Source organism: Paenarthrobacter sp. YIM B13468, assembly GCF_042788025.1.
Classification (GTDB): Bacteria; Actinomycetota; Actinomycetes; order Actinomycetales; family Micrococcaceae; genus Arthrobacter; species Arthrobacter aromaticivorans.
Map to the genome: position 1 here is coordinate 391,593 of NZ_JBHZPI010000001.1, position 21,233 is coordinate 412,825.

Here is a 21,233-nt window from a genome sequence, read left to right on the forward strand (position 1 = left end):
AGTGAACGATTTCCTACCCATAATTCTTTCCATTGTCGCTGCGCTCGTCGTGGTCGGCGGGCTGGTGCCGGTACTGATGAAGGCCCGGAAGTCCGGCGCCAACTACCCTGGAACGCGGGATGCCAATGACCCCGCTCAGTCATCGGCCGCAGGCAGCGGAACCCTTGTGGAGGACCGACCGGATGCCGTAATCGCACCTCCTGCCCCAACTTTCGACGGAAGAGTCGAAGGTGCTGATGTTCCGGATGATGCCGCCGGGTTGGAGACCATCGCTGTAGAGACGCCGGCGCCTGTGGAAGGGCGCCTGACCCGCCTCCGCGCCCGTTTGGTGAAATCGAACAACATTCTGGGCAAGGGTCTGCTGGCTCTGCTGTCCGGGGACAAGATCGACGAGAACGTGTGGGACGAGGTTGAGGAGACGCTGCTCCTCGCCGATCTTGGCACCGAGCCCACCATGCAATTGGTCGATGCCCTCCGGGAACGCGTCAAGGTGCTGGGCACCCGCAGCCCCGAGCATGTCAAAGACATGCTCCGTGAAGAACTCATCAAGCTCGTGGATCCCACCATGGACCGTTCCCTCAACGTCGAGCGCAAAGCTGACCGACCCGCCGTCGTGCTTGTTGTTGGTGTCAACGGCGTGGGCAAGACCACAACCGTGGGCAAACTGGCGCGCGTGCTCGTGGCCGAGGACAAGGACGTGCTGCTCGGTGCTGCGGACACTTTCCGCGCAGCAGCTGCTGAGCAGTTGGCCACGTGGGGCCAACGTGTTGGCGTACCCACCGTCAAGTCCGACATCGACGGCGCCGACCCCGCCTCTGTTGCCTACGAAGCCGTCAAGGCCGGCATCGACCAGGAGGTCGACGTTGTGATGGTGGATACCGCTGGGCGTCTGCAGAACAAGACCGGCCTGATGGACGAGCTCGGCAAGGTCAAGCGTGTCATCGAAAAACTGGCTGAAGTGGACGAGGTCCTACTGGTCCTTGACGCCACCACGGGCCAGAACGGCCTGAATCAAGCACGCGTCTTTGCCGAGGTGGTCAACATCACAGGTATTGTGCTCACCAAGTTGGACGGCACGGCCAAGGGCGGCATTGTGGTCGCCATCCAGAAGTCGCTGGGTGTGCCCGTCAAGCTTATCGGTCTCGGCGAAGGTCCGGACGACCTCGCGCCGTTCGAGGCCGAGGGCTTCGTGGACGCCCTTCTTAACTAGCGCAATCGCCCAACTGACTGGCAATAGTGGTTGTCTTCAACGCTCTACCAACCACTATTGCCAGTCACTTTTGCTTTTAAGCGGTTCCCGCGCCAACAGCCAGCCAGCGGCGGTGAGCAGCAGCACGCCGCCCGTGACGGCAAACGCAAGCCCGTAGCCGAAGCGATCGGCGAGGATGCCGGCTACAACGGGCCCGATTATGGCGCCCGTGTCTGCGGCCATCTGGAAAACCGCCAGTACTTTTCCGCCGGAGCGGCCCCGGCCAATGACATCAGCGACGGCGGCCTGTTGCGCGGGGCCCAACAGACCGGAGCCGAAACCTGCCACAGCGGAAGCGGCGAAGAATGCCGGAAGGTCCGTCGTCCACCCGATGACACCGGTGGCGAGGCCAGTGATGACAAGGCCCGAAATCAGCAGGGGCTTCCTTCCCCAGGCGTCGGCGAGGCGTCCCGAGAACGTCAAAGCTGTGGCATTGCCTACGGCAAAGACGGCCAAGGCCCACGCCGCCGTCTCCGGCCGCGAGTGAAGTGCCGCGACGGCAAAGAGCGGGATGGTTGCCATGCGGACGCCAAAAGTCACCCAGCCATTGCCGAAGCTGGAAAACACTGCAGCCCGGTAGGCGGAATCCGTCACCGCCTCCTTCAGCGTCATGGGTGGGGCAGGGCTGCCATCCTGGGCTGAGGTGCCCTCGCCGCTGAGCATCGTGCGGACTACAAGCGCCGCAACGAGCAAGGCCGCCGCGTAGGCAAGGAACGGTACCCGAAGGCCAAAGCCTGCCAGCAGGCCACCAACAACCGGGCCGAGGACACTGCCAATCAGAAAAGCCGACGCGTACGCGCCCGACACCCGGCCTCTTCGTTCAGGTGGCGCCAAACGGATGAGCAGTCCCATGGCGGCGACTGTAAACATTACGGACCCCGCTCCGCCGAGGCCCCGGAAAATCAGCAGCTGCCAATAATTCTGGGCGAAGGCGCAGGCGGCAGTGGAAACGGCAACGATCAGTAGGCCGGATACATACACGTTCCGCTCGCCGAAGCGACCGATGAGGGAGCCCCCTGCCGGCGCAAAGACCAGGCGCATAAAAGCGAAGATGCTGACAATGACGGCGGCAGCGGTGGCACCGACGTCGAAGGTAGTGGCAAATTGCGGGAGCACCGGCGCTACAAGACCGAAGCCCAGCGCAATCAGGAAGGCTGCGGCCAACATCACCTTGATGTCGCGGGGCAGTGGTTCCTTCTCCGGCCTGATCCTCGGCTCTTCAACGGATCGGGGCTGTTCAGTCATGCGGTGCGGGTCCTTCAAATTCTGGCTGTTTTCGGGGAAGTGTGACGCATGAAACATATCCGTAACAACGGGGATATGCACCATTTACGTTGGGGAGGTTGTTGTAACGAGCCCGCAATGTAAAACCTGCGCAGGCGAAACACGGTGGCACAAAAATCTTAAGCAGGACGCAAAACGGCGTCAGACCGCGGTTGAACCGCAGATCTAGCAAGAGAGGAACGTGCACCATGGAACTTACCGCAGGTCACGTATGGGTCATGGTGGCGGCGGCACTCGTGCTGTTCATGACTCCCGGTTTGGCATTCTTCTACGGCGGCATGACCCGCGCCAAGGCAGCACTGAACATGATGATGATGAGCTTCATCTCCATCGGCATCGTGGGTGTTGTCTGGGTGCTGTGGGGCTCGTCGATGAGCTCCGGCGAAGGCTTCATGGAGATCGTGGGCAATCCGTTTGCCACCTTCGGCCTTGAAGGCATCAGCACTCCCGATGGTTTGATCAAGGTCGGCTATGCGGCCACCTTCGCCATCATTACGGTTGCCCTTATCAGCGGTGCCATCGCAGACCGCGCCAAGTTTGGCGCCTGGAGCCTCTTCGTTCCAGTGTGGGTCACCCTCGTCTACGCGCCGCTGGCGTACATGGTTTGGGGTGGCGGCTTGTTCGGCGCTGAAGGAGCCATCGGCAAGGCCCTCGGCCCGGCCATTGACTTCGCAGGCGGCACCGTCGTGCACATCAACGCAGGTGTTGCAGCACTCGTCCTCGTTCTGATCATTGGTAACCGCCGCGGCTTCGGCAAGGACCCGAACCACCGCCCGCACAACATTCCGTTCGTCATGCTCGGTGCAGCCATCCTCTGGTTCGGTTGGTTCGGCTTCAACGGCGGTGCAGCAGCCACTGCTGAACAGGCTGGCCTCATCTGGATCAACACGCTGGCGGCCCCCGCCGCCGCCATGATCGCCTGGCTCGTCACCGAACGCATCCGCGATGGGCACCCCACTTCATTGGGTGCAGCTTCCGGTGTAGTTGCAGGCCTGGTTGCCATTACTCCCGCTTGCGCCAATGTCAGCCCGGTGGGTGCCCTTGGACTCGGTGTTGTAGCCGGTGTCGCTTCAGCCCTGGCAGTCGGCTTGAAGTTCCGCTGGGGCTTCGATGACTCCCTGGATGTTGTCGGCGTCCACCTCGTGTCGGGCATCATCGGCACCGTGGCATTGGGCTTCATCGCCACCCCAAGCGAAGGCGTCACTGCCGGTGGTCTCTTCTACGGTGGCGGTATGACCCAGATGTGGGCCCAGCTCGCAGCTGCCGGAGTCGCAATTGCCTTCTCGGCAGTCATGACAGCCATAATCGCCATTGCCATTCACAAGACCATGGGCTTCAGGGTCTCCACGGAGCAGGAGAACGTGGGTGTTGACCTCAGCCTCCACGCCGAAACGGCCTACGAGTTCGGTGTCAATGGCCACGGTGGCAGCTTCCAGCCGCTGCACGAGGCCATGACCGGAAAGTCTGAGTCCGCAGCAGCCAAGACGCCCGCAGAAGGCAAGGAGAGTGTCCAGGCATGAAGCTCATCACAGCGATTGTCCGCCCGGAAAAGCTTGAAGCAGTCCGGGAAGGCCTGGAAGCGTACGGCGTCCAAGGCTTGACGGTCAGCGCAGCAAGCGGCTACGGCCGGCAACGTGGCTACACCGAGGTGTACCGCGGAGCCGAATACAACGTGGACCTGTTGCCAAAGATTCGCATTGAGGTTCTTGCCACGGACGAGCAAGCAGACGACATCCTGGATGTCCTGATCGCAAGCTCGAACACCGGCCGGGCCGGAGACGGCAAGGTCTGGACCGTGGATGTTTACGAAGCAGTTCGAGTAAGGACCGGGGAGCGCGGCGCTGCCGCTATCTAAGTCCTAATAAATAAAGCGGGCCGGATACCTCTCAGGTATCCGGCCCGCTTCATGTCTGGACGGTTTCCTAACGCCCTATGAGGGTCGCCCGGCCTAACCTACGACGGCGGTGGGCCAGTCCGCCGGCCCGGCGCCACCGGCGTCGTACTCCTCCAAGGGGACTGTATCCCGTTCCCAAGCCCGAAGGACGGGCTCAATGATCCGCCAGCAGTCCTCGGCTGTGTCGCCTCGGACGGAGAGCAAGGGATCGCCCGTGAGTACGCCTTCAAGTACTTCACCGTACGGAAGCATGTCTGTCGCGTACAGCTCTGCGACGAGGCTGGCCCGGTCCAAGGCGAAGATGTCGCCTGGACCGTTGACATCGACGTCGAGTTGGAGGGTGTCTGGCCCGAACCCAATCCGGAGTTGGTTGGGGGAGTCCACGCCGGAGAAGCCGGTGGGCAGGTGCGGTACTGGCCGGAAGGTGATCACGGCTTCCTTCCTCCGGCGCCCCAAGGCCTTGCCGGAGCGCAGGAGGAAGGGAACTCCCTCCCACCGCCAGTTATCAATGTCCACCCGGACTTCGGCGAGTGTCTCGGTGTTGCGTGAGGGGTCAACGCCTTCCTCGGCGGTGTAATCCGGCACTGTCCGTTCCCCGAGCGTTCCTGCCGTGTAGCGCGCCCGCCGCGTTGAATCGCGGTAAGGGGCTTTGATACTGCTGGCCCTCAAGACCGTAGCCACGGCGTCGCGGAGGTCACGTTCATTGATGCTGGCTGGCGCGTCGATGGCGATGAACGCCATGATGTGCAGCAAATGGCTCTGGATCATGTCACGCAACGCACCGGCGCCGTCGTAATAACGGGCCCGTCCTTCAAGGGCGAGGTCCTCGTCAAAGACGATTTCCACCTTTTCGATGTGGTCGCGGTTCCACACAGGCTCAAGGAATCGGTTGGCGAACCGCAAGCCGAGGATATTCAGGACAGTGGCCTTGCCCAGGAAGTGGTCCATTCGGTGGATGTGGTCCTCAGGCACGAGAGTGGCCAGCGTTTGGTTGAGTTCGCGTGCAGATTCGCTTCCGGAACCGAAGGGCTTTTCCATCACCAGGCGGGTGCCAGCGGGCATTTGCTCGCGACGGAGGACTTCACACGCTTTCTGGCTGATGTGGGGCGGCAGGGCGAAATAGATGGCTATGGGTCCCTCCAGGCGAGCCAAGAGGTCCGCCAAGGGCCCGTCGGTAGTGACATCCACTTGGTGGTATTCGGTGGATCCGGCCACAGCTGCCAAGGCGTTGCGTCCATTTGCATCGGCGGTCTTTGACGCGGCCGCAAATGCTCCATGGACGCGTTCCTGCCATTGCTCCGGCGTCCAGGGGTCGGACCCGGCCCCCACCAGTCGCAACCCGGGCGCCCGACCCGTGGCTATAAGCCCTGCCAGTCCCGGGAGGAGCAGCCTGCCTGTAAGGTCCCCGGACGCGCCGAGGATGAGCAACGTTTTCACAGTTGTTTTGCTGGTCACTGTGCCAGCATGCCATCTTGCAGGTGCGACTTGGTACCCTAGATAGTCGAGTCCCTTGGTTGACACGGATTTGTTGGGGTTGAGGCAAATTTGTTTGGGGCAAGAATAAGTCAAGACTCTGGCGTGCCGCACTGGCCGCCAATCGCAGACCATCGAAAGAAGTGCACGGCGCGTGTTCAATTCACTCTCTGACCGGTTGACAGCAACCTTCAAGAACCTCCGTGGCAAGGGCCGCCTCTCCGAGGCTGATGTCGATGCCACCGTCCGGGAGATCCGCCGTGCCCTTTTGGACGCGGATGTTGCCGTTTCGGTGGTCCGCGAATTCACGTCCCGCATTCGCGAGCGGGCTCTTGGCGCCGAGGTTTCCGGTGCCTTGAACCCGAGCCAGCAGATCGTCAAGATCGTCAACGAGGAACTCGTGGAGATCCTCGGCGGTGAAACACGGCGCATCCGCTTGGCCAAGACCGGCCCCACCATCATCATGCTGGCCGGCCTCCAGGGTGCAGGCAAGACCACCCTTGCTGGCAAGCTGTCCAAGTGGCTTAAGGCGCAGGGCCACAGCCCCATGCTGGTTGCCTGCGACCTCCAGCGGCCCAACGCCGTAACGCAGCTTCAGGTTGTCGGCCAGCGCGCAGGCGTCCCTGTCTTCGCGCCGCACCCGGGAGCAACCTCCGAGCTGGACCACCCGGCCGGTGACCCTGTGGCGGTTGCCAGTGCCGGTGTGGAAGAAGCGCGCCAGAAGCTGCACGACGTCGTGATTGTTGACACCGCGGGCCGCCTCGGCGTTGATGCCGAGATGATGGACCAGGCGCGAAGGATCCGTCAGGCGATCATCCCGAACGAAGTCCTCTTCGTCATCGACTCCATGATCGGCCAGGACGCCGTCAACACGGCCATGGCGTTTGATGAAGGCGTCAACTTCACCGGCATCGTGCTGTCCAAGCTCGACGGCGATGCCCGCGGTGGTGCCGCGCTCTCCGTTGCGTCCGTCACTGGTAAGCCGGTCATGTTTGCATCCACTGGTGAAGGCCTGGACGACTTCGAACTCTTCCACCCGGACCGGATGGCTTCGCGCATCCTGGACATGGGTGACGTACTGACCTTGATCGAACAGGCTGAGAAGGCTTGGGACAAGGACGAAGCTGCCCGGATGGCGAAGAAGTTCGCCGACCAGGAAGACTTCACCCTGGATGACTTCCTCGCCCAGATGCAGCAGATCCGCAACATGGGTTCCATGAAGAAGATGCTCATGATGATGCCGGGTGCCCAAAACATCCGCCAGCAGCTGGAGAACTTCGACGAACGCGAAATCGATCGCGTTGAGGCGATCGTCAGGTCCATGACGCCGCACGAGCGCGTAGCTCCCAAAATCATCAACGGCTCCCGCAGGGCCCGCATCGCAAAGGGTTCAGGTGTGCACGTCTCCGAGGTTAACGGCCTCCTGGAGCGCTTCGCCCAAGCCCAGAAAATGATGAAGAAGATGGCCCAGGGCGGTATGCCCGGTATGCCGGGCATGCCGGGAATGGGTGGCCCCGGCGGAGGCCGCAAGGGCGGCAAAAACGCTCCGAAGAAGAAGGCGCGCTCCGGCAACCCCGCAAAGGCAGCCCAGGAACTCCGGGACGCCGAGGCCAAACGGGCCAATGCGGCCTCGGCAGCCCCCACGGGAGCGGCGTTCGGTCAGGGCGCTGCGGACTTCGATCCGTCCACGCTGAACCTCCCCAAGGGCTTCGAGAAGTTCCTGGGCAAGTAACCCGGAACCTCCGACTCACTGTGACAGTTGGCGCCGTTGTGAATTCCCATAACGGCGCCAACTGCTTTTTGGCGGGGATGTCAGGGCTCTGGACTAGGGTGAATCCATGCACAAGCAGCGCGTAGTCTTCGTCCACGGACTGGGGAGTTTTGGCGCCTCGGCATGGCCCAAGCAGCACGGCATGGCCCTGTCATATGACGCACTGTTCCTCCGCCGGCACGGCTTTGATCCCGTGGCTGAACCCATGGAATCCGACGTAGCTGCGGATGTCGGCATCGTGGTTGCTTCGCTGGTGGATTCTGGTGGCGGCCATGTGGTGGCGCATGAGCAAGGTGCAATCTCCGCCATGCTCGCAGCAGTTGAACGCCCGGACCTGGTGCATTCACTGACACTGGTTGAACCGGCTTGTTTATCCCTGACAGCCGAGCTGCCTGCCACGACATTCCATCGTTCGCTCATGGAACCGCTGTTTGACGTGCGGAACCAGCTTAAGGACGCCGACTACGAACGCGAATACTTCAGGCGTGCTTTTTCGGCCGAAGCCAGCGGGCTGGACACGCCCGAAGCGCGCCGTTCCGCACGCCGCCTCCGGCTGCAGGCACCTCCTTGGGAGGCATCCCTGCACATCGTTCCTGGCGTACCTACCCTTGTCCTTACGGGCGGGTGGGAACCACTGTACGAAGAAATCGCAGGGTACCTGGAGGACACCGGTGCCCTCCGCCGCGTAGCAGCTGGAGGGCACCGGCCCCAGGATTCAGTGGATGGAGACCGGATTATTCGCTCTTTTGTTGCCGATGTTGTCCGGACGAGGTCAGTTAAGGTTTCCTGAAGTCTCCGCCGTCCGGGTAGTGGGAAGCTGCAGCTCAGGCAGGTACACCTTGCCACCCGACGCCAGGAATTCTTCGCTCTTTTCCCGCATGCCGTCGTATATACCGGCAATGGCGGCCTGCGCGTCGGCCGAACCGAACTCGTCCCTGATGTCCTGGCTGATGCGCATCGAGCAGAATTTTGGTCCGCACATCGAGCAGAAGTGCGCGGTCTTGGCAGGTTCGGCGGGAAGTGTTTCGTCGTGGAAGGCTTCTGCGGTAACCGGGTCCAGGGACAGTGCGAACTGGTCGCGCCAACGGAACTCGAACCTGGCCTTGGACAAAGCGTCGTCGCGTTCGTTTGCGCCCGGGTGTCCCTTGGCGAGGTCCGCTGCGTGCGCTGCGATCTTGTACGTGATCACACCGGTCTTCACATCGTCCTTGTTTGGCAGTCCAAGGTGTTCTTTGGGCGTCACGTAGCAGAGCATGGCCGTGCCATAGCGCGCAATTTCCGTTGCACCGATTGCCGATGTGATGTGGTCGTAGCCAGGAGCAACGTCCGTGACCAGCGGTCCCAAGGTGTAGAAGGGGGCACCTTTACAGAGTTCCTGTTGGCGTTCCACGTTCTCGCGGACCAAGTGGAAGGGAATATGCCCGGGTCCTTCAACCATCACCTGCACATCAAATTCCCAAGCGCGCTGGGTCAGCTCGGCAAGCGTATCGAGCTCAGCGAACTGCGCGGCGTCGTTGGCATCGGCTGTGGCGCCGGGACGCAGGCCGTCGCCCAACGAGAAGGCGACGTCGTACTTGGCAAAGATTTCGCAGAGCTCATCAAAATGCGTGTAGAGGAAGTTCTCCTCGTGGTGCGCCAGGCACCACCCCGCCATGATCGAGCCGCCGCGGGAGACGATTCCTGTCACACGGTTTGCCGTCAAGGGCACGTACCGCAGGAGCACTCCGGCGTGGATTGTCATGTAGTCAACGCCCTGTTCGCATTGCTCGATGACGGTATCCCGGAAAATTTCCCACGTGAGCTTGTTGGCTTCGCCGTTGACCTTCTCCAGGGCCTGGTAGATGGGTACAGTGCCGATCGGAACGGGGGAGTTGCGGATGATCCACTCGCGGGTTGTGTGGATGTCGTCGCCAGTGGACAAGTCCATGACGGTGTCGGCACCCCACTGGGTTGCCCATTGCAGCTTGTCAACTTCCTCGGCGATGGAACTGGTGACGGCCGAGTTTCCGATGTTGGCGTTGATTTTGACCAAGAAGGCCTTGCCAATGATCATGGGCTCGGATTCCGGGTGGTTGATGTTGTTGGGAATGATGGCGCGCCCGGCAGCCACTTCGCTGCGTACCAGTTCGACGTCACAATTCTCACGCAGTGCGACAAACTGCATTTCCGGCGTGATGATGCCTTGCTTTGCATAGTGCATCTGGGTGACCGTCTTACCTTCGACGGCGCGGCGGGGCACCGGTTGCGCCCCCTTCCACTCCTGGGATGCTGCACCGCGGCGTACCGCTGATTTGCCGTCGTCGAGCAGGTTCCTCTCCCGCCCGGAATATGCCTCGGTATCTCCCCGGGCTTCGATCCATCCGGTGCGGAACGGTTCCAGGCCCACCACGGGGTCGCTGCCCGGTCCGGCAGTTCGGTATACCTGCAGTGGTTCGTTGGCCTCACCGTTGGGGGAGGGCTCCAACGCAATCTCCGTAACGGGGACCCGGATACCATTTGCCGGGTCTTCCAACCAGGCCAACGAATGGGACTTCAGCGACTGCGTGACGGTTTCCGCCGCTTTTTCGCTGGTGTTGGTCTGGTTTTCGGCAGAGCTGTGCTGTGTTTTGGTGGTGCTCAAAGGATTACTCACTTCCTTCGCCGGCATTACCCGGACAGGTTCAACGGTCGCAGACTGCTTCAGTCCGATCTCAGCCCCTGCAGGGGCCCCCGTGTGGTCGTAGACGAAGCTACCACAGCTCCGATCGGCGTCCCAGTCACACCCGGTCGTGAGGATTGGCCCATGCCTGGCAGATTAGGCTTTTGCCATGGCCAACATCATCGAATTCACCGGTCCTGTGCTTGTCGCAGGAGACGAGCAACGACACGGACTGTGGTCCGTTGATGGCAAACTGACGTTCGACCGTCCCGTTGCCGCGCCCGATTCCACACTGGAGGGGTGGGTCCTTCCTGGTTTTGTAGACGCCCATTGCCATATTGGACTTGGCGTCGGCGGGGCGGTTGATGAGCAAACAACTCTTGCCCAGGCACAGGCGGACCTAAAAGCCGGCACATTGTTGATCCGTGACGCCGGCTCGCCAAGCGATACACGTTGGGTTCAGCGGCGGGAGGACCTCCCACGGCTGCTTCGTGCCGGACGCCACATCGCCCGGAGCCGGCGTTACCTGCGTGGCTTGGGCCACGAAGTGGAGCCGGGCGAGCTGGTGGAGACAGTCCGTAAGGAAGCCCGGGACGGGGACGGTTGGGTGAAACTAGTGGGCGACTGGATCGATCGCGGTGCCGGTGACCTCTCCGCCTCGTTTCCCGCGAACGTCGTAAGGGATGCCATCGCCGCCGCCCACGACGAAGGGGCCAGGGTGACGGCCCACTGCTTCGCTGAAGACACCATTGATGACATGCTCGACGCCGGGATTGACTGCATTGAGCATGCAACCGGCCTTTTGCCCCGGCATATTCCCCGCCTGGTGGAGCAGTCTGTCCCGATTGTTCCTACGTTGGTAAACATCGCGACTTTTCCGGATATCGCCGCCCAGGCCGCACCTAAGTTTCCGGTCTATGCCGAGCACATGACCCGGCTTTGGGAGCGGCGCCGAGAACGGGTGCTGGAGGCCTACCAAGCCGGTGTTTCCATCTATGCGGGAACTGACGCAGGGAGCGTGATCAAGCACGGCAGGATCGCTGACGAAATGAAGGAACTGCACGACGCCGGCCTGCCGCCCACTGCCGTTCTGGGCGCCGCCACATGGGGCGCACGGAAGTGGCTCGGAGCCGAGGGCATCAGCGAAGGGGCAAGTGCCGACGTCGTGCTGTGCCGGGATGATCCCAGGAAGAACCTCGCAACTGTGGCAAGCCTGAAGCATGTAGTCCTGCGCGGAAAACTGGTCTACTAGGAATAAATTGAAGCTTCAAGTAATTTAGATAAGTAGAACGTGCCGAAGGGCGGCCATCTATGAACCGGGAGCTTCACATGACGACGATATCCAACCAGGATCTCCTTCCTGCCGAACTCACCATGGGCACCGTCATGCTCAAGGTCGGCGATATGAGGGTAATGAGTGACTACTATCAGCGTGCCTTGGGCTTGGAGATCGTGGCCGAGCAGGATGGCGGGCTGTACCTCGGGCGCTTGGGCAAGCCTGTAGTCCACCTCGCTCCCGCTGCCGGCCTGCAGATTCCAGGCCGTGGGGAAGCGGGGCTTTTCCATACGGCCATCCTGTTCCAGGACCAGCCTTCCCTGGCGGCCACCATCGCCACTGCGGCAGAGTATGAACCGCGCGCCTTTGTAGGCAGTGCTGACCATTTGGTGAGCGAAGCGTTCTACTTCACTGATCCGGAAGGCAACGGCATCGAGCTCTATTACGACAAACCGCGCGATGTGTGGCAGTGGGATGGCAAGACCGTGGTGATGGACAATGTTGCCTTGCCGCCCCAGCGTTTCCTCCAGCAACACTTGAGTGAGGCCGCCGTGACTGGCCAGCGGGAAGCCGCAGCCGGCGTCGGGCACGTGCACCTTCAGGTAGGTGACGTGCAGACCGCCCAGGATTTTTATGTGGACACGCTGGGTTTTGAGAGGACGGCGGGCTGGCACGGGCAGGCGTTGTTCGTATCTGCCGGCGGGTACCACCACCACATGGCGATGAACGTGTGGAACAGCCGAGGGGCTGGACCCCGAAAGGACACTCTGGGCCTGGGCGAAGTCTTGATCGAGGTGCCGTCCGCGGATGACGTCGCTGCACTGGCTGACCGGCTGAAAGTTGCGTCCGTGGCGAACCACCATACGGGCCTGGAGCTTCAGTTCGAAGACCCTTGGCGCAACAAGCTGCGCGTGGCAGTGCGCTAAGCATCCTCGCGCTGGCTTCCGCGAGCATGGGCAGGGACTGCATTAGGCTGGGCATTGACGGTATTTGCCCCCTTGGGCCTTGCCGCCGCCCCGTCAGCACGAACGAATGAGAGCACTCTCCATGGGCTTTGCCGAAATTTTTGTAGCCACCCACGATGAAGCACTCAAGAGGGCAGCTGCCTTGGATCGGGGCGCTGACGTTACCGGCCCCGCCGTCAGGATCGATGGCATCACCGACTTTGAGGTCGAACAATTGGGTGACCTTGCGGGTAAAGCCGTCCACGCTGCCGGCGCAGACTACGAACTGGCGCTGGTGGATGTCACCAGCGACGCCCTCCTTGGTGTTCCGGAGGCGATGGTGAGGGCGCTGGCCGAGTTGCTGACGTATGAAAGCGAAGGCGACGGGAACGTTCTTGACGACGTCGCTGCGGCGTGGGCGGCTCAGGACGACATGCCTTTTGGTGCGGACGAATCGCGTCAATACGTGCAGCAGTTGGCCGCCTTGGCCACTGACGTGGAAAAGGCGGAGCGGTCAGGGCTCTACGTTTGGTCTGTCTGACCGTTGTGGCCGGGAGTGGCGAAAGTCGTAATTACTTCCGGCATCTGGCACAATGGTCAGGTACTTGATTGGCGCGGCCCCTCTCTCCGTGCCCAAATCTTGTCCTTTCGAACCCCCAAGTATGGCCCGCCCCACGGGTGCAGAACGTCGGGTTCAACCCCGTTTCAGAAACAGGAGTGACCACAAAAGTGGCCGTAAAGATTCGCCTTAAGCGCTTCGGTAAGATGCGCGCACCGTACTACCGCATCGTCGTCATGGATGCCCGCGCCAAGCGCGATGGCCGTGCCATTGAAGAAATCGGCAAGTACCACCCCACCGAAGAGCCGTCGTACATCGAGGTCGCTTCCGAGCGCGCCCAGTACTGGCTTTCCGTTGGCGCCCAGCCGACCGAGCAGGTTGCCGCGATCCTCAAGATCACCGGTGACTGGCAGAAGTTCAAGGGCCTGCCGGGCCAGGAAGGCACCCTGAAGACCAAAGCTCCGAAGGAAGCCTTCGTAGCCCCGGAGAAGGGTTCCGTCATCATTCCGGAAGCCATCACCAAGAAGGCCAAGAAGGACGAAGCCGAAGCTCCGGCCGAGGCTGAAGCAGAGACCACCGAGGCTGAGTAAATTGCTGGCAGAAGCGCTCGAGCACTTGGTCCGTGGGATCGTTGACAGCCCTGAGGATGTCAAGGTCAGTGCCAGGAACAACCGCCGCGGGGAATCCCTCGAGGTGCGCGTTCACCAGGAGGACCTCGGACGGGTGATCGGCCGTCAGGGACGTACCGCACGCGCATTGCGCACTGTGGTTGCAGCCCTGGCAGGTGGCGAGCAGGTCAGGGTCGACGTCGTCGACACCGATCGTCGTCGGTAACGCGCTCAGCAATACTTGTCTTAGATCCGGCCCCTTCACCGAATATGGTGGAGGGGCCGGATTGCTTTATCGATCATTTCACTTCCGTTGCTGCGAGGCAGCGGGGGCACAACGAGAATTCAGAGGAACCCATGCAGCTCCAGGTGGCCCGGATCGGCAAACCCCATGGCATACGCGGCGAGGTGACGGTGCAAGTGCTCACCGACGCCCCCTCCGAGCGCTTCGTCGCTGGAACCGAATTCGTCGTGGAACCGGCCTCTGCGGGCCCGCTGACCATCCGCAGCGCCAGATGGAACAAAGACATCCTCCTGCTGGGCTTCGAAGAAATTGCAGACCGCAATGCCGCCGAGGCCATCCGTGGCGCGAAGCTTTTCATTGAAACCGAAGAACTCGACGACGAAGACGACGACGAAGGCTGGTATGAGCACGAACTCGTTGGGCTGGAGGCGCGGGTTGGCTCACAGGTTGTGGGCAAAGTTGCCGCGCTGACCACAATGCCGGTTCAGGACCTGTTGACGGTCAAGACGGAGGAAGGAAAGGAAATTCTGGTTCCCTTCGTCGATGAAATCGTGCCAGAGGTCAACATCGAGGACGGCTTCATTCTCATCACCCCGCCTGCTGGTCTCTTCGAAATCAACGATGACACGGCCGAGGAGTCCAAGGACGGCGCCGGGGATGATGCCTGAATGAGGATCGATGTCGTCAGCATCTTCCCTGAATACCTTGCCCCGCTTGAACTTTCGCTGATAGGCAAGGCACGCCAGGATGGGCTCCTGGAACTTAACGTCCACGACCTCCGGACGTTCACCACTGACAAGCACCGGACCGTGGACGACACTCCCTATGGGGGCGGCGCCGGCATGGTGATGAAACCCGAGCCGTGGGCGCAGGCGCTTGAGTCGGTTGCCGGGGTTCGTGAGGGCACCAAACCTGTGCTGATCGTGCCTTCGCCGGCAGGGGAGAGGTTTACCCAGGCCCTTGCCTATGAGCTCGCCGAAGAGGAACAGCTGGTCTTTGCCTGCGGGCGGTACGAGGGAATTGACGAGCGCGTCATCGACTGGGCCCAGGAGCACTTCACGGTGCGGCCTGTCAGCCTTGGCGACTACGTCCTCAATGGCGGGGAAGTTGCTGTCCTGGCCATGGTTGAAGCAATCGGCCGTTTGCTCCCCGGGGTGGTGGGCAACCCCGAATCGCTCGTTGAAGAATCCCACTCGGACGGCCTCCTTGAGTATCCGGTGTATACCAAGCCATCCTCATGGCGGGACCACGAAGTGCCGCCGGTCCTGCTCAGCGGCAACCACGGGAAGATCGCGCAGTGGCGGCGTCACGAACAGTTCCGCCGCACTGCCGAGCGGCGTCCGGATCTCCTTGACAACTTCGACGCCGGTCAGCTGAGTCGTGCGGACCGCAACGCACTCGCGGACCTGGGTTACGACGTCGTGGATGGTCGCTTGCGCCGCCGCATGGAAAGCAACACGGCACAGCAGACCCGCTAACCGCCCTCGGGCATTTCGAGTCCGCATAATTGGCCGGATGCTGCGGCATGTGGCAGAATTAACCCTTGTGTCTGCTGGGCTAGCACCTGCCACAGGGGGAGCGAAGCCAACAGCCGGACAACCCGGTGCCGCCAATCAGTGGCGGAATCGGACACCAAGAAACTTCGGCGGAGATTTCCGGTTGGCTTTGTGCCGCGGGCTTGTCTGCCGTAACCCAAAGTGGATGACCTGTGGCGTTCACCAGGAGTGGATTAATGCATATCCTCGATAGCGTAGATGCAGCCTCGCTGCGTAACGATGTTCCCGAGTTCCGCGCGGGTGACACCCTCAAGGTTCACGTCAACATCATCGAAGGCAAGAACTCCCGTGTCCAGGTATTCCAGGGCTTTGTCCTGGGCCGCCAGGGTGACGGTGTTCGCGAAACCTTCACCGTGCGCAAGGTTTCCTTCGGTGTCGGCGTAGAGCGTACCTTCCCGGTACACTCCCCGATCATCGACAAGATCGAGGTCGTTACCAAGGGTGACGTCCGTCGCGCCAAGCTTTACTACATGCGCGCACTGCGCGGTAAGGCTGCGAAGATCAAGGAAAAGCGCGACTTCGCCAAGTAAGTCCAGCGACTTACGCAACGGGTCCAGGATTCGTGCCCGGTTTGTTCCGGAGCAATCCGCAACGCAACAGGGATACGAGTCATGGACACATCAGAACGCCAGCCCCGGAAACAGGGCTGGCGTTTTGTTTTGCTGGCATTGGTCCTTGCAATCGCGATCAGCGGCTTGGTCCGCTCCTTGTGGGTCGACGTTTACTACATCCCTTCCGAGTCCATGGAGCCGTTACTGGGGACTGGGGACAGGATCCTGGTTTCCCGTACAGCATTCGCCTCCGAGGCGATCCAGCGTGGAGACGTCGTCGTCTTTGACGGGCGTGGGTCGTTCGCCCCGCTCAGCAGCGGTAAGGGTCCCCTTGTTGACACGGCTGCTGCAGTGACTCAGTGGTTCGGGCTCACTGGAAGCGATACCACATATGTGAAACGGGTCATTGGGATTCCGGGTGACCACGTTCAGTGCTGCTCCTCCGAGGGGCGGCTCACAGTGAACGGTCAGGTACTTGAGGAACCCTATGTGTACCGTGGGGACGAACCCAGCAAACAGAAGTTCGACGTCGTGGTTCCCGAGGGCCGGCTCTGGCTTATGGGCGACCACCGATCCCGCTCTGCTGATTCCCGCGGATTGCTGGGAGCACCTGGTGGGGGAATGGTCCCGCTTGACCGGGTGATCGGCAGACCAGTCCAGATTATCTGGCCCCTTGATAGATTTGCAGAGGTGCCTCGCTCCCCGCAGGCCGAACCATCAAAGAACGGACAATAAATGCCGGACAAAGTTCCCGAGAACCCCGAGCGGCACGACGACGACGCGCGGCTCTCGGACGGAACGGCTGGCGTGGCCGGAGTGGCTGAGCCCAGCCCGGCCGCTGACGCTGCCGCCGGTACCGGCAACAAAACCGACGAGGACGAAAAGCCGCGCAGGAACCCTGTCCTTGGATGGCTGAAGGAAATCGTCACGGTCGTGGCCATTGCTGTAGTGCTCTCCTTCCTTATCAAGACATTCCTTTTCCGGGCGTTCTACATTCCTTCTGAATCCATGGAAAGTACCTTGGACGTGAATGACCGCATCTTCATCAACCTGCTGGTGCCGGAGCCCTTCGCTTTGGAGCGGGGCGACGTGGTCGTCTTCAAGGATTCGCAAGGTTGGCTGCCCGCAGTTCTGAAAAAACCGGCGGGCCCCCTTGATTGGGTAGGCGACACTTTGGAGTTCGTTGGGTTGGCGGCCGACGACAATGAGCAGCACCTGGTCAAGCGTGTGATTGGGCTTCCCGGCGATCACGTTTCCTGCTGTGACGCGCAGGGTCGGGTCAGCATCAATGGCACACCAGTGGACGAAACATACATCAATCCTGCAGAAGTGCCCCAGCCCAACCCGTTCGACATCGTCGTTCCAGAGGGCAAGGTCTGGGTGATGGGAGACAACCGCAACCACTCCGCAGATTCCAGGGCCCACCAGGAGGTCAATGGTGGTTTCATTAATATCGAGGACGTTGAGGGCAAAGCCACAGTCATAGCCTGGCCCGTCAACCGGTGGACGGTGCTGGACAATTACCCGAATGTCTTCAAGAACGTTCCCGCGGGCACGTCAGGAAAATAGCGGCCATGGCAAGCACCCGGCTGAAAACCAAGACACCAATCGAAGTTCCGACCCTGGACGTCGAGCGTTCCTTCCTGTCTCCCCGGGTGCGGTTGCTGGCAGGTGTGGACGAGGTTGGCAGGGGCGCCCTGGCTGGCCCCGTCAGTGTGGGAATCGCAGTGGTCAATCTCGAGGACCACGTACTTCTGGCCGATGTCCGGGACAGCAAGTTGCTCAAGCCCGAGGACCGCGACAGGTTGGAGCCCATGGTCCGTGACTGGGCTGTAGCTTCCGCAGTTGGACACGCGTCCGCCCGCGAAATCGATGACGTCGGTATCATAGCTGCCCTGCGCCTGGCGGGAACACGGGCGTGGTGTGAGATTTTGGCCGGTGGCATCACGCCCGATGTCGTGTTGTTGGACGGCAGCCACAACTGGCTTTCTCCGGAAGTTCAAGCCTCACTGTTCGACACCGCACCCACAGGACCCTGGTGTGAAGCTCCGGTCCACACAAAGGTAAAAGCAGATATGAGCTGTCTCAGCGTGGCTGCTGCCAGTGTTTTGGCAAAAGTAGCCCGCGATCGGATCATGGTTGATCTCCACTCCGAAGTACCGGCCTACGGCTGGAACGAAAACAAGGGTTACGCCACAGCAGCGCATCGCGAAGTGATCAGGGTGCAGGGTCCCAGTGCCTATCACCGGACGAGCTGGAACCTCACCGGGCCGGACGTTGTCTGACAGCCTGCTCTGCAGCGTGTGTCCTGCTGATGGCGTCCGGTTCGCGGCAGATGGTGCAAGATGGAACTATGAGCGCCGAGGACCTTGAGAACTATGAAACCGACATGGAGCTGCAGCTCTACCGTGAATACCGGGACGTTGTCGGTTTGTTCAGCTACGTTGTCGAAACCGAGCGGCGTTTCTACCTGGCCAACCATGTTGATTTACAAGCCCGCAGCGCAGACGGCGAAGTCTATTTCGATCTAACCCTGCAGGATGCCTGGGTTTGGGATGTCTATCGTTCAGCCCGCTTCGTGAAAAATGTCCGGGTCATAACGTTCAAGGACGTCAACGTCGAGGAACTCCCACGCAATGAAGACCTTGCGTTGCCCAAGGATGGTGGCCTCGGGGATCTGGGAGACCTCGGCAACTAGCACCTGCAGCCCGCGGGTACTCTTCCTCCACAAGAGAAAGATGTGACGGGTTTACCCACATAGCATCAGGGCCGTCTGTCACGAGCCGCTGCCAGCATCAAAGCTGGATAGCGGAGGTGATGCTCATGAGAGCAAAAGACATACTTGGCCGTAACGGCGAGGCTTTGGCAGCAGGATTCCTGGAACACCAGGGCATGCGGATCGTCGATCGCAATTGGCGGTGCGCCGATGGTGAAATCGACATCGTTGCACTGGAGGGCGACACCCTGGTGGTCGCGGAGGTAAAGACCCGCAGCAGCCTGGATTACGGACATCCCTTTGAGGCAGTAGGTTCGGCCAAGCTGGCTCGCCTGCACCGGCTCGCTTCATCGTGGTGCCGGGAGCATGAAGTGACTGCTCGACGAAAACGTATTGATGTGGTGTCGGTCATCCACGACGGCATTGGGGATCCCCAACTGGAACACCTGAGGGGTGTTGGCTGATGGGGGTCGGGCGCAGCTACTGCATTGCCCTGGTTGGCCTCAACGGCTACATCGTCGAGGTAGAAGCCGACATTGGCCAGACGCTCCCAGCATTCGTGATCCTGGGGCTACCCGATGGAAGACCCCTCTAAATGTGACGTAAATGAGATTTCCCAGCAATCTAGATAATCTCGGTGGGGCTGAGGATCCGCTTTTCGGAGTTGTAACCCAAGAACTTGGCGGCAAAATCGCGGTTGGCTTTGTCTACATCAGCGTCATCGCGCGTGTAAGCTCCCAAGTCCTTGCGAACGGCAGTCACGAGGTCGATCAAGTCCGTCTGAACGGTGCCGACCTGCTTGTAGCAGACCTCGATGAATTCCTCTCGATCGAGGTCGGGCCAACCGTTGGTTTCCTTCTCATCGAACAACTGTTGGAACCTGAAAATGATCCAGGCGTTGACCTCAATCTCCATAGCATGGTGCCGCGCTTCTGGAGAGCCAACCACTTTGAGGACTGAACGCTTCAAACTCAGATGCTTGATTGAGTGCTCGGGCTTTGATACCTCCGGCCACCGTGTGAAGTCGTCAACCATCGACTCGGCCACCGATAAGAAGTCTGAGTAGGCTTCCATCTTCTTGTTGCGTAGCCACTGCTTGTGCTCGGTCGTCTTTCCCCATCTGGAGCCAAGCCAGCTACCTAGCATCGCAAGGATGCCGGTTGCTATGGGTACGAAGAAGGGCCACCACCATTGGCCCTGTTTGATGAGTTCATCCATGTTCCCAACTTACAGAACCGGCCCTGCCACTTGGCGCCCGCCTTGTAAGATTGACAAAGCAGATTGGGGGCCTATATGTCAGACGAAGTGCCGCAGCGGCCGTTAGCTGTACTGGTGGGGAACGGGTTGAGCATTGCGTTCAATTCTCAGCTGAACTTGGCGTCGATCACCAAGGAAATGATCTCGCGTATGGAGGCGGCATCCGAAGACGGGGACAAAGTTGTCCACGCCATGAACAAGATTGCGCGAAGAGCAGTGTCAGATGGTGAGGTGACCGATGAGGACTTCGAGAAGCTTGTTGGAGCCTTCGACTCTCAGGTACTCACCCTCGATGAGCTAGGAAAGCTGGCCGATCTTGTTGAGCGTGAAGACACGGAGCTTCAGAAGTCTATTCAAGATGTAACGGATTTTAGCCAGAGAGTCCGAGACACGGGCATCAGCTATGTTCTGCAAGTCATCATGGAACGCTCTTATGGTAACTGGACGAGAGACGCGGAGATGCACCAGTTGGTGCGAGCCATTATCGACAATTTTGGCGCCATCTACATTGGAAATTTGAATTACGACACTCTTCTGCTTTCAGCGCTGCAAGCCGTTGGGGCTCCCATGTCGGATATGGGTACTGGCTATTCGCCTTTTCAGGTTCGGGTGAAGGACGTGGATGACCCAAATGATAACGGCGTGCCCTACGTGGTCCAGCGGCTGCGCACCACTTCCGACTTCCCGACTGTGCCCAAGTACCGGGTACGACTTCTACACCTTCACGGATCGCTAACATACTGGCGAAGCACAGAGCATGAGCTGCATTTCAAGGCACCCATAGATATGCTCCGAAACCATAACCTTTGGGCGGGGCTGCGAGAAGGCAAGCCAAAGTACCGGCCTGCCGTCGTCCTGGCTAACCAGAGGGACAAGGCTCATCATGTCGGGCGCTACCCGTTCAAGCTCGCCTACGAGGTGTTCGAAAACGGACTTCGCAACTCGGATCACTGGCTGGTCATCGGGTACTCATTCAGGGATACCTGCGTGAACGACATTCTGCGCAACGAGTTCATCCGACGGAAGGACAAGCCAAGAGTCCTTGTGTCAACCTACGGCGATGCATTGGAAACCGAAGACGTGGAACGCGCATTCGGTTGGGGCGCGGAAGATCCAGACTCACGTAGCTGGTTGACTATTAACCGTGATGGGGCGGCTGGACTTGAGAAATCCTTCGACTGGTCAATGTTTACTTGGTAGATCCGATTCGGCT

Annotated in this window: 24 protein-coding genes and 1 riboswitch; of the genes, 20 read left to right on the forward strand and 4 right to left on the reverse strand. The window is 60.5% G+C overall.

Translation table 11 applies throughout. From position 1 onward, the window contains the following. Position 1 precedes the first annotated feature (1 nt). Entirely contained in the window at positions 2 to 1,210 is a 1,209-nt protein-coding gene (ftsY, locus tag ACFX4T_RS01760) for a signal recognition particle-docking protein FtsY (protein WP_216923855.1), read from the forward strand. A gap of 54 nt (positions 1,211 to 1,264) precedes the next feature. Here ftsY and ACFX4T_RS01765 read toward each other — a convergent pair whose 3' ends face one another. Continuing rightward, entirely contained in the window at positions 1,265 to 2,494 is a 1,230-nt protein-coding gene (locus ACFX4T_RS01765; RefSeq protein WP_377650586.1) for an MFS transporter, read from the reverse strand. A 227-nt stretch (positions 2,495 to 2,721) separates the two neighbouring features. Between ACFX4T_RS01765 and ACFX4T_RS01770 the strand changes: the two genes are divergently transcribed. Both ACFX4T_RS01770 and ACFX4T_RS01775 read left to right on the forward strand, forming a co-directional pair. Then, a complete protein-coding gene (locus ACFX4T_RS01770; RefSeq protein ID WP_216923853.1) occupies positions 2,722 to 4,053 on the forward strand; it encodes an ammonium transporter in 1,332 nt (443 codons plus the stop codon). Then, the gene (locus ACFX4T_RS01775; protein WP_017199639.1) at positions 4,050 to 4,388 is read left to right on the forward strand and encodes a P-II family nitrogen regulator; all 339 of its coding nucleotides are present in this window, start codon (positions 4,050 to 4,052) and stop codon (positions 4,386 to 4,388) included. The genes ACFX4T_RS01770 and ACFX4T_RS01775 overlap by 4 nt, the downstream gene beginning before the upstream one ends. A 93-nt stretch (positions 4,389 to 4,481) precedes the next feature. Here the strand turns inward: ACFX4T_RS01775 and ACFX4T_RS01780 are convergent, their stop codons facing one another. After that, complete coding sequence (locus ACFX4T_RS01780) at positions 4,482 to 5,882, reverse strand: glucose-6-phosphate dehydrogenase (RefSeq protein WP_216923852.1); 1,401 nt, start codon at positions 5,880 to 5,882, stop codon at positions 4,482 to 4,484. 172 nt (positions 5,883 to 6,054) lie between these two features. On the opposite strand from ACFX4T_RS01780, the gene ffh reads away from it, so the two are divergent. Both ffh and ACFX4T_RS01790 read left to right on the forward strand, forming a co-directional pair. Next, positions 6,055 to 7,632 carry a signal recognition particle protein gene (ffh, locus tag ACFX4T_RS01785; protein ID WP_216923851.1) on the forward strand — a complete coding sequence of 526 codons (1,578 nt, stop codon included), beginning with the start codon at positions 6,055 to 6,057 and terminating at the stop codon, positions 7,630 to 7,632. A gap of 106 nt (positions 7,633 to 7,738) precedes the next feature. After that, positions 7,739 to 8,461 carry an alpha/beta fold hydrolase gene (locus ACFX4T_RS01790; protein WP_377650587.1) on the forward strand — a complete coding sequence of 241 codons (723 nt, stop codon included), beginning with the start codon at positions 7,739 to 7,741 and terminating at the stop codon, positions 8,459 to 8,461. Here ACFX4T_RS01790 and thiC read toward each other — a convergent pair. Continuing rightward, positions 8,444 to 10,291 (reverse strand): phosphomethylpyrimidine synthase ThiC, encoded by a 1,848-nt coding sequence (thiC, locus tag ACFX4T_RS01795; protein ID WP_275963194.1) that lies wholly within the window; start codon positions 10,289 to 10,291, stop codon positions 8,444 to 8,446. The two genes, ACFX4T_RS01790 and thiC, sit on opposite strands and share 18 nt — an antisense overlap. Continuing rightward, positions 10,287 to 10,394: riboswitch (TPP riboswitch) on the reverse strand. It overlaps the preceding gene by 5 nt. A gap of 84 nt (positions 10,395 to 10,478) precedes the next feature. Here thiC and ACFX4T_RS01800 point away from each other — a divergent pair. From ACFX4T_RS01800 to ACFX4T_RS01865, 14 genes are all read left to right on the forward strand, one after another. Next, positions 10,479 to 11,561, forward strand: coding sequence for an amidohydrolase family protein (locus ACFX4T_RS01800; protein WP_216923849.1), 1,083 nt, complete (start codon positions 10,479 to 10,481; stop codon positions 11,559 to 11,561). Between the two features lie 77 nt (positions 11,562 to 11,638). Beyond that, entirely contained in the window at positions 11,639 to 12,511 is an 873-nt protein-coding gene (locus tag ACFX4T_RS01805) for a VOC family protein (protein WP_216923848.1), read from the forward strand. Between the two features lie 106 nt (positions 12,512 to 12,617). Then, the gene (locus ACFX4T_RS01810; RefSeq protein WP_223946306.1) at positions 12,618 to 13,070 is read left to right on the forward strand and encodes a hypothetical protein; all 453 of its coding nucleotides are present in this window, start codon (positions 12,618 to 12,620) and stop codon (positions 13,068 to 13,070) included. 188 nt (positions 13,071 to 13,258) lie between these two features. Continuing rightward, the gene (rpsP, locus tag ACFX4T_RS01815; RefSeq protein ID WP_017199647.1) at positions 13,259 to 13,678 is read left to right on the forward strand and encodes a 30S ribosomal protein S16; all 420 of its coding nucleotides are present in this window, start codon (positions 13,259 to 13,261) and stop codon (positions 13,676 to 13,678) included. Between the two features lies 1 nt (position 13,679). Further along, on the forward strand, positions 13,680 to 13,922 hold the full coding sequence (locus tag ACFX4T_RS01820; RefSeq protein ID WP_144659985.1) for an RNA-binding protein: 243 nt from the start codon (positions 13,680 to 13,682) through the stop codon (positions 13,920 to 13,922). A gap of 131 nt (positions 13,923 to 14,053) precedes the next feature. Next, a complete protein-coding gene (gene rimM, locus ACFX4T_RS01825; protein WP_223946305.1) occupies positions 14,054 to 14,608 on the forward strand; it encodes a ribosome maturation factor RimM in 555 nt (184 codons plus the stop codon). Then, positions 14,609 to 15,418, forward strand: a complete 810-nt coding sequence (gene trmD, locus ACFX4T_RS01830) for a tRNA (guanosine(37)-N1)-methyltransferase TrmD (RefSeq protein WP_216923846.1) — start codon at positions 14,609 to 14,611, stop codon at positions 15,416 to 15,418. A gap of 254 nt (positions 15,419 to 15,672) precedes the next feature. Then, positions 15,673 to 16,026: a 50S ribosomal protein L19 gene (rplS, locus tag ACFX4T_RS01835; protein ID WP_014922079.1), complete on the forward strand. Its 354-nt coding sequence runs from the start codon at positions 15,673 to 15,675 to the stop codon at positions 16,024 to 16,026. Positions 16,027 to 16,107: 81 nt separating this feature from the next. Then, positions 16,108 to 16,782 (forward strand): signal peptidase I, encoded by a 675-nt coding sequence (gene lepB, locus ACFX4T_RS01840; protein ID WP_377650588.1) that lies wholly within the window; start codon positions 16,108 to 16,110, stop codon positions 16,780 to 16,782. Next, the gene (gene lepB / locus ACFX4T_RS01845; protein ID WP_377650589.1) at positions 16,783 to 17,616 is read left to right on the forward strand and encodes a signal peptidase I; all 834 of its coding nucleotides are present in this window, start codon (positions 16,783 to 16,785) and stop codon (positions 17,614 to 17,616) included. It begins immediately after the preceding gene. Between the two features lie 5 nt (positions 17,617 to 17,621). Further along, positions 17,622 to 18,332 carry a ribonuclease HII gene (locus ACFX4T_RS01850; protein WP_216923843.1) on the forward strand — a complete coding sequence of 237 codons (711 nt, stop codon included), beginning with the start codon at positions 17,622 to 17,624 and terminating at the stop codon, positions 18,330 to 18,332. Between the two features lie 68 nt (positions 18,333 to 18,400). Next, the gene (locus ACFX4T_RS01855) at positions 18,401 to 18,745 is read left to right on the forward strand and encodes a DUF2469 domain-containing protein (RefSeq protein ID WP_216923842.1); all 345 of its coding nucleotides are present in this window, start codon (positions 18,401 to 18,403) and stop codon (positions 18,743 to 18,745) included. Between the two features lie 116 nt (positions 18,746 to 18,861). Continuing rightward, entirely contained in the window at positions 18,862 to 19,227 is a 366-nt protein-coding gene (locus ACFX4T_RS01860; RefSeq protein WP_223946302.1) for a YraN family protein, read from the forward strand. Further along, positions 19,227 to 19,358: a hypothetical protein gene (locus tag ACFX4T_RS01865; protein WP_377650630.1), complete on the forward strand. Its 132-nt coding sequence runs from the start codon at positions 19,227 to 19,229 to the stop codon at positions 19,356 to 19,358. The genes ACFX4T_RS01860 and ACFX4T_RS01865 overlap by 1 nt, the downstream gene beginning before the upstream one ends. Before the next feature lie 29 nt (positions 19,359 to 19,387). On the opposite strand, the gene ACFX4T_RS01870 is transcribed toward ACFX4T_RS01865, so the two are convergent. Further along, a complete protein-coding gene (locus ACFX4T_RS01870) occupies positions 19,388 to 19,981 on the reverse strand; it encodes a hypothetical protein (RefSeq protein ID WP_377650590.1) in 594 nt (197 codons plus the stop codon). Positions 19,982 to 20,056: 75 nt separating this feature from the next. On the opposite strand from ACFX4T_RS01870, the gene ACFX4T_RS01875 reads away from it, so the two are divergent. Then, positions 20,057 to 21,220 carry an SIR2 family protein gene (locus tag ACFX4T_RS01875; RefSeq protein WP_377650591.1) on the forward strand — a complete coding sequence of 388 codons (1,164 nt, stop codon included), beginning with the start codon at positions 20,057 to 20,059 and terminating at the stop codon, positions 21,218 to 21,220. The last annotated feature ends 13 nt before the right edge of the window (positions 21,221 to 21,233 follow it).

Bases quoted from the DNA above. Each gene is read 5' to 3' on its own strand.
- ACFX4T_RS01765 (WP_377650586.1), bottom strand. From the start codon at position 2,494: ATGACTGAACAGCCCCGATCCGTTGAAGAGCCGAGGATCAGGCCGGAG.
- ACFX4T_RS01770 (WP_216923853.1), top strand. From the start codon at position 2,722: ATGGAACTTACCGCAGGTCACGTATGGGTCATGGTGGCGGCGGCACTC.
- ACFX4T_RS01775 (WP_017199639.1), top strand. From the start codon at position 4,050: ATGAAGCTCATCACAGCGATTGTCCGCCCGGAAAAGCTTGAAGCAGTC.
- ACFX4T_RS01790 (WP_377650587.1), top strand. From the start codon at position 7,739: ATGCACAAGCAGCGCGTAGTCTTCGTCCACGGACTGGGGAGTTTTGGC.
- ACFX4T_RS01800 (WP_216923849.1), top strand. From the start codon at position 10,479: ATGGCCAACATCATCGAATTCACCGGTCCTGTGCTTGTCGCAGGAGAC.
- ACFX4T_RS01805 (WP_216923848.1), top strand. From the start codon at position 11,639: ATGACGACGATATCCAACCAGGATCTCCTTCCTGCCGAACTCACCATG.
- ACFX4T_RS01810 (WP_223946306.1), top strand. From the start codon at position 12,618: ATGAGAGCACTCTCCATGGGCTTTGCCGAAATTTTTGTAGCCACCCAC.
- rimM (WP_223946305.1), top strand. From the start codon at position 14,054: ATGCAGCTCCAGGTGGCCCGGATCGGCAAACCCCATGGCATACGCGGC.
- trmD (WP_216923846.1), top strand. From the start codon at position 14,609: ATGAGGATCGATGTCGTCAGCATCTTCCCTGAATACCTTGCCCCGCTT.
- rplS (WP_014922079.1), top strand. From the start codon at position 15,673: ATGCATATCCTCGATAGCGTAGATGCAGCCTCGCTGCGTAACGATGTT.
- lepB (WP_377650588.1), top strand. From the start codon at position 16,108: ATGGACACATCAGAACGCCAGCCCCGGAAACAGGGCTGGCGTTTTGTT.
- lepB (WP_377650589.1), top strand. From the start codon at position 16,783: ATGCCGGACAAAGTTCCCGAGAACCCCGAGCGGCACGACGACGACGCG.
- ACFX4T_RS01850 (WP_216923843.1), top strand. From the start codon at position 17,622: ATGGCAAGCACCCGGCTGAAAACCAAGACACCAATCGAAGTTCCGACC.
- ACFX4T_RS01855 (WP_216923842.1), top strand. From the start codon at position 18,401: ATGAGCGCCGAGGACCTTGAGAACTATGAAACCGACATGGAGCTGCAG.
- ACFX4T_RS01865 (WP_377650630.1), top strand. From the start codon at position 19,227: ATGGGGGTCGGGCGCAGCTACTGCATTGCCCTGGTTGGCCTCAACGGC.
- ACFX4T_RS01870 (WP_377650590.1), bottom strand. From the start codon at position 19,981: ATGGATGAACTCATCAAACAGGGCCAATGGTGGTGGCCCTTCTTCGTA.
- ACFX4T_RS01875 (WP_377650591.1), top strand. From the start codon at position 20,057: ATGTCAGACGAAGTGCCGCAGCGGCCGTTAGCTGTACTGGTGGGGAAC.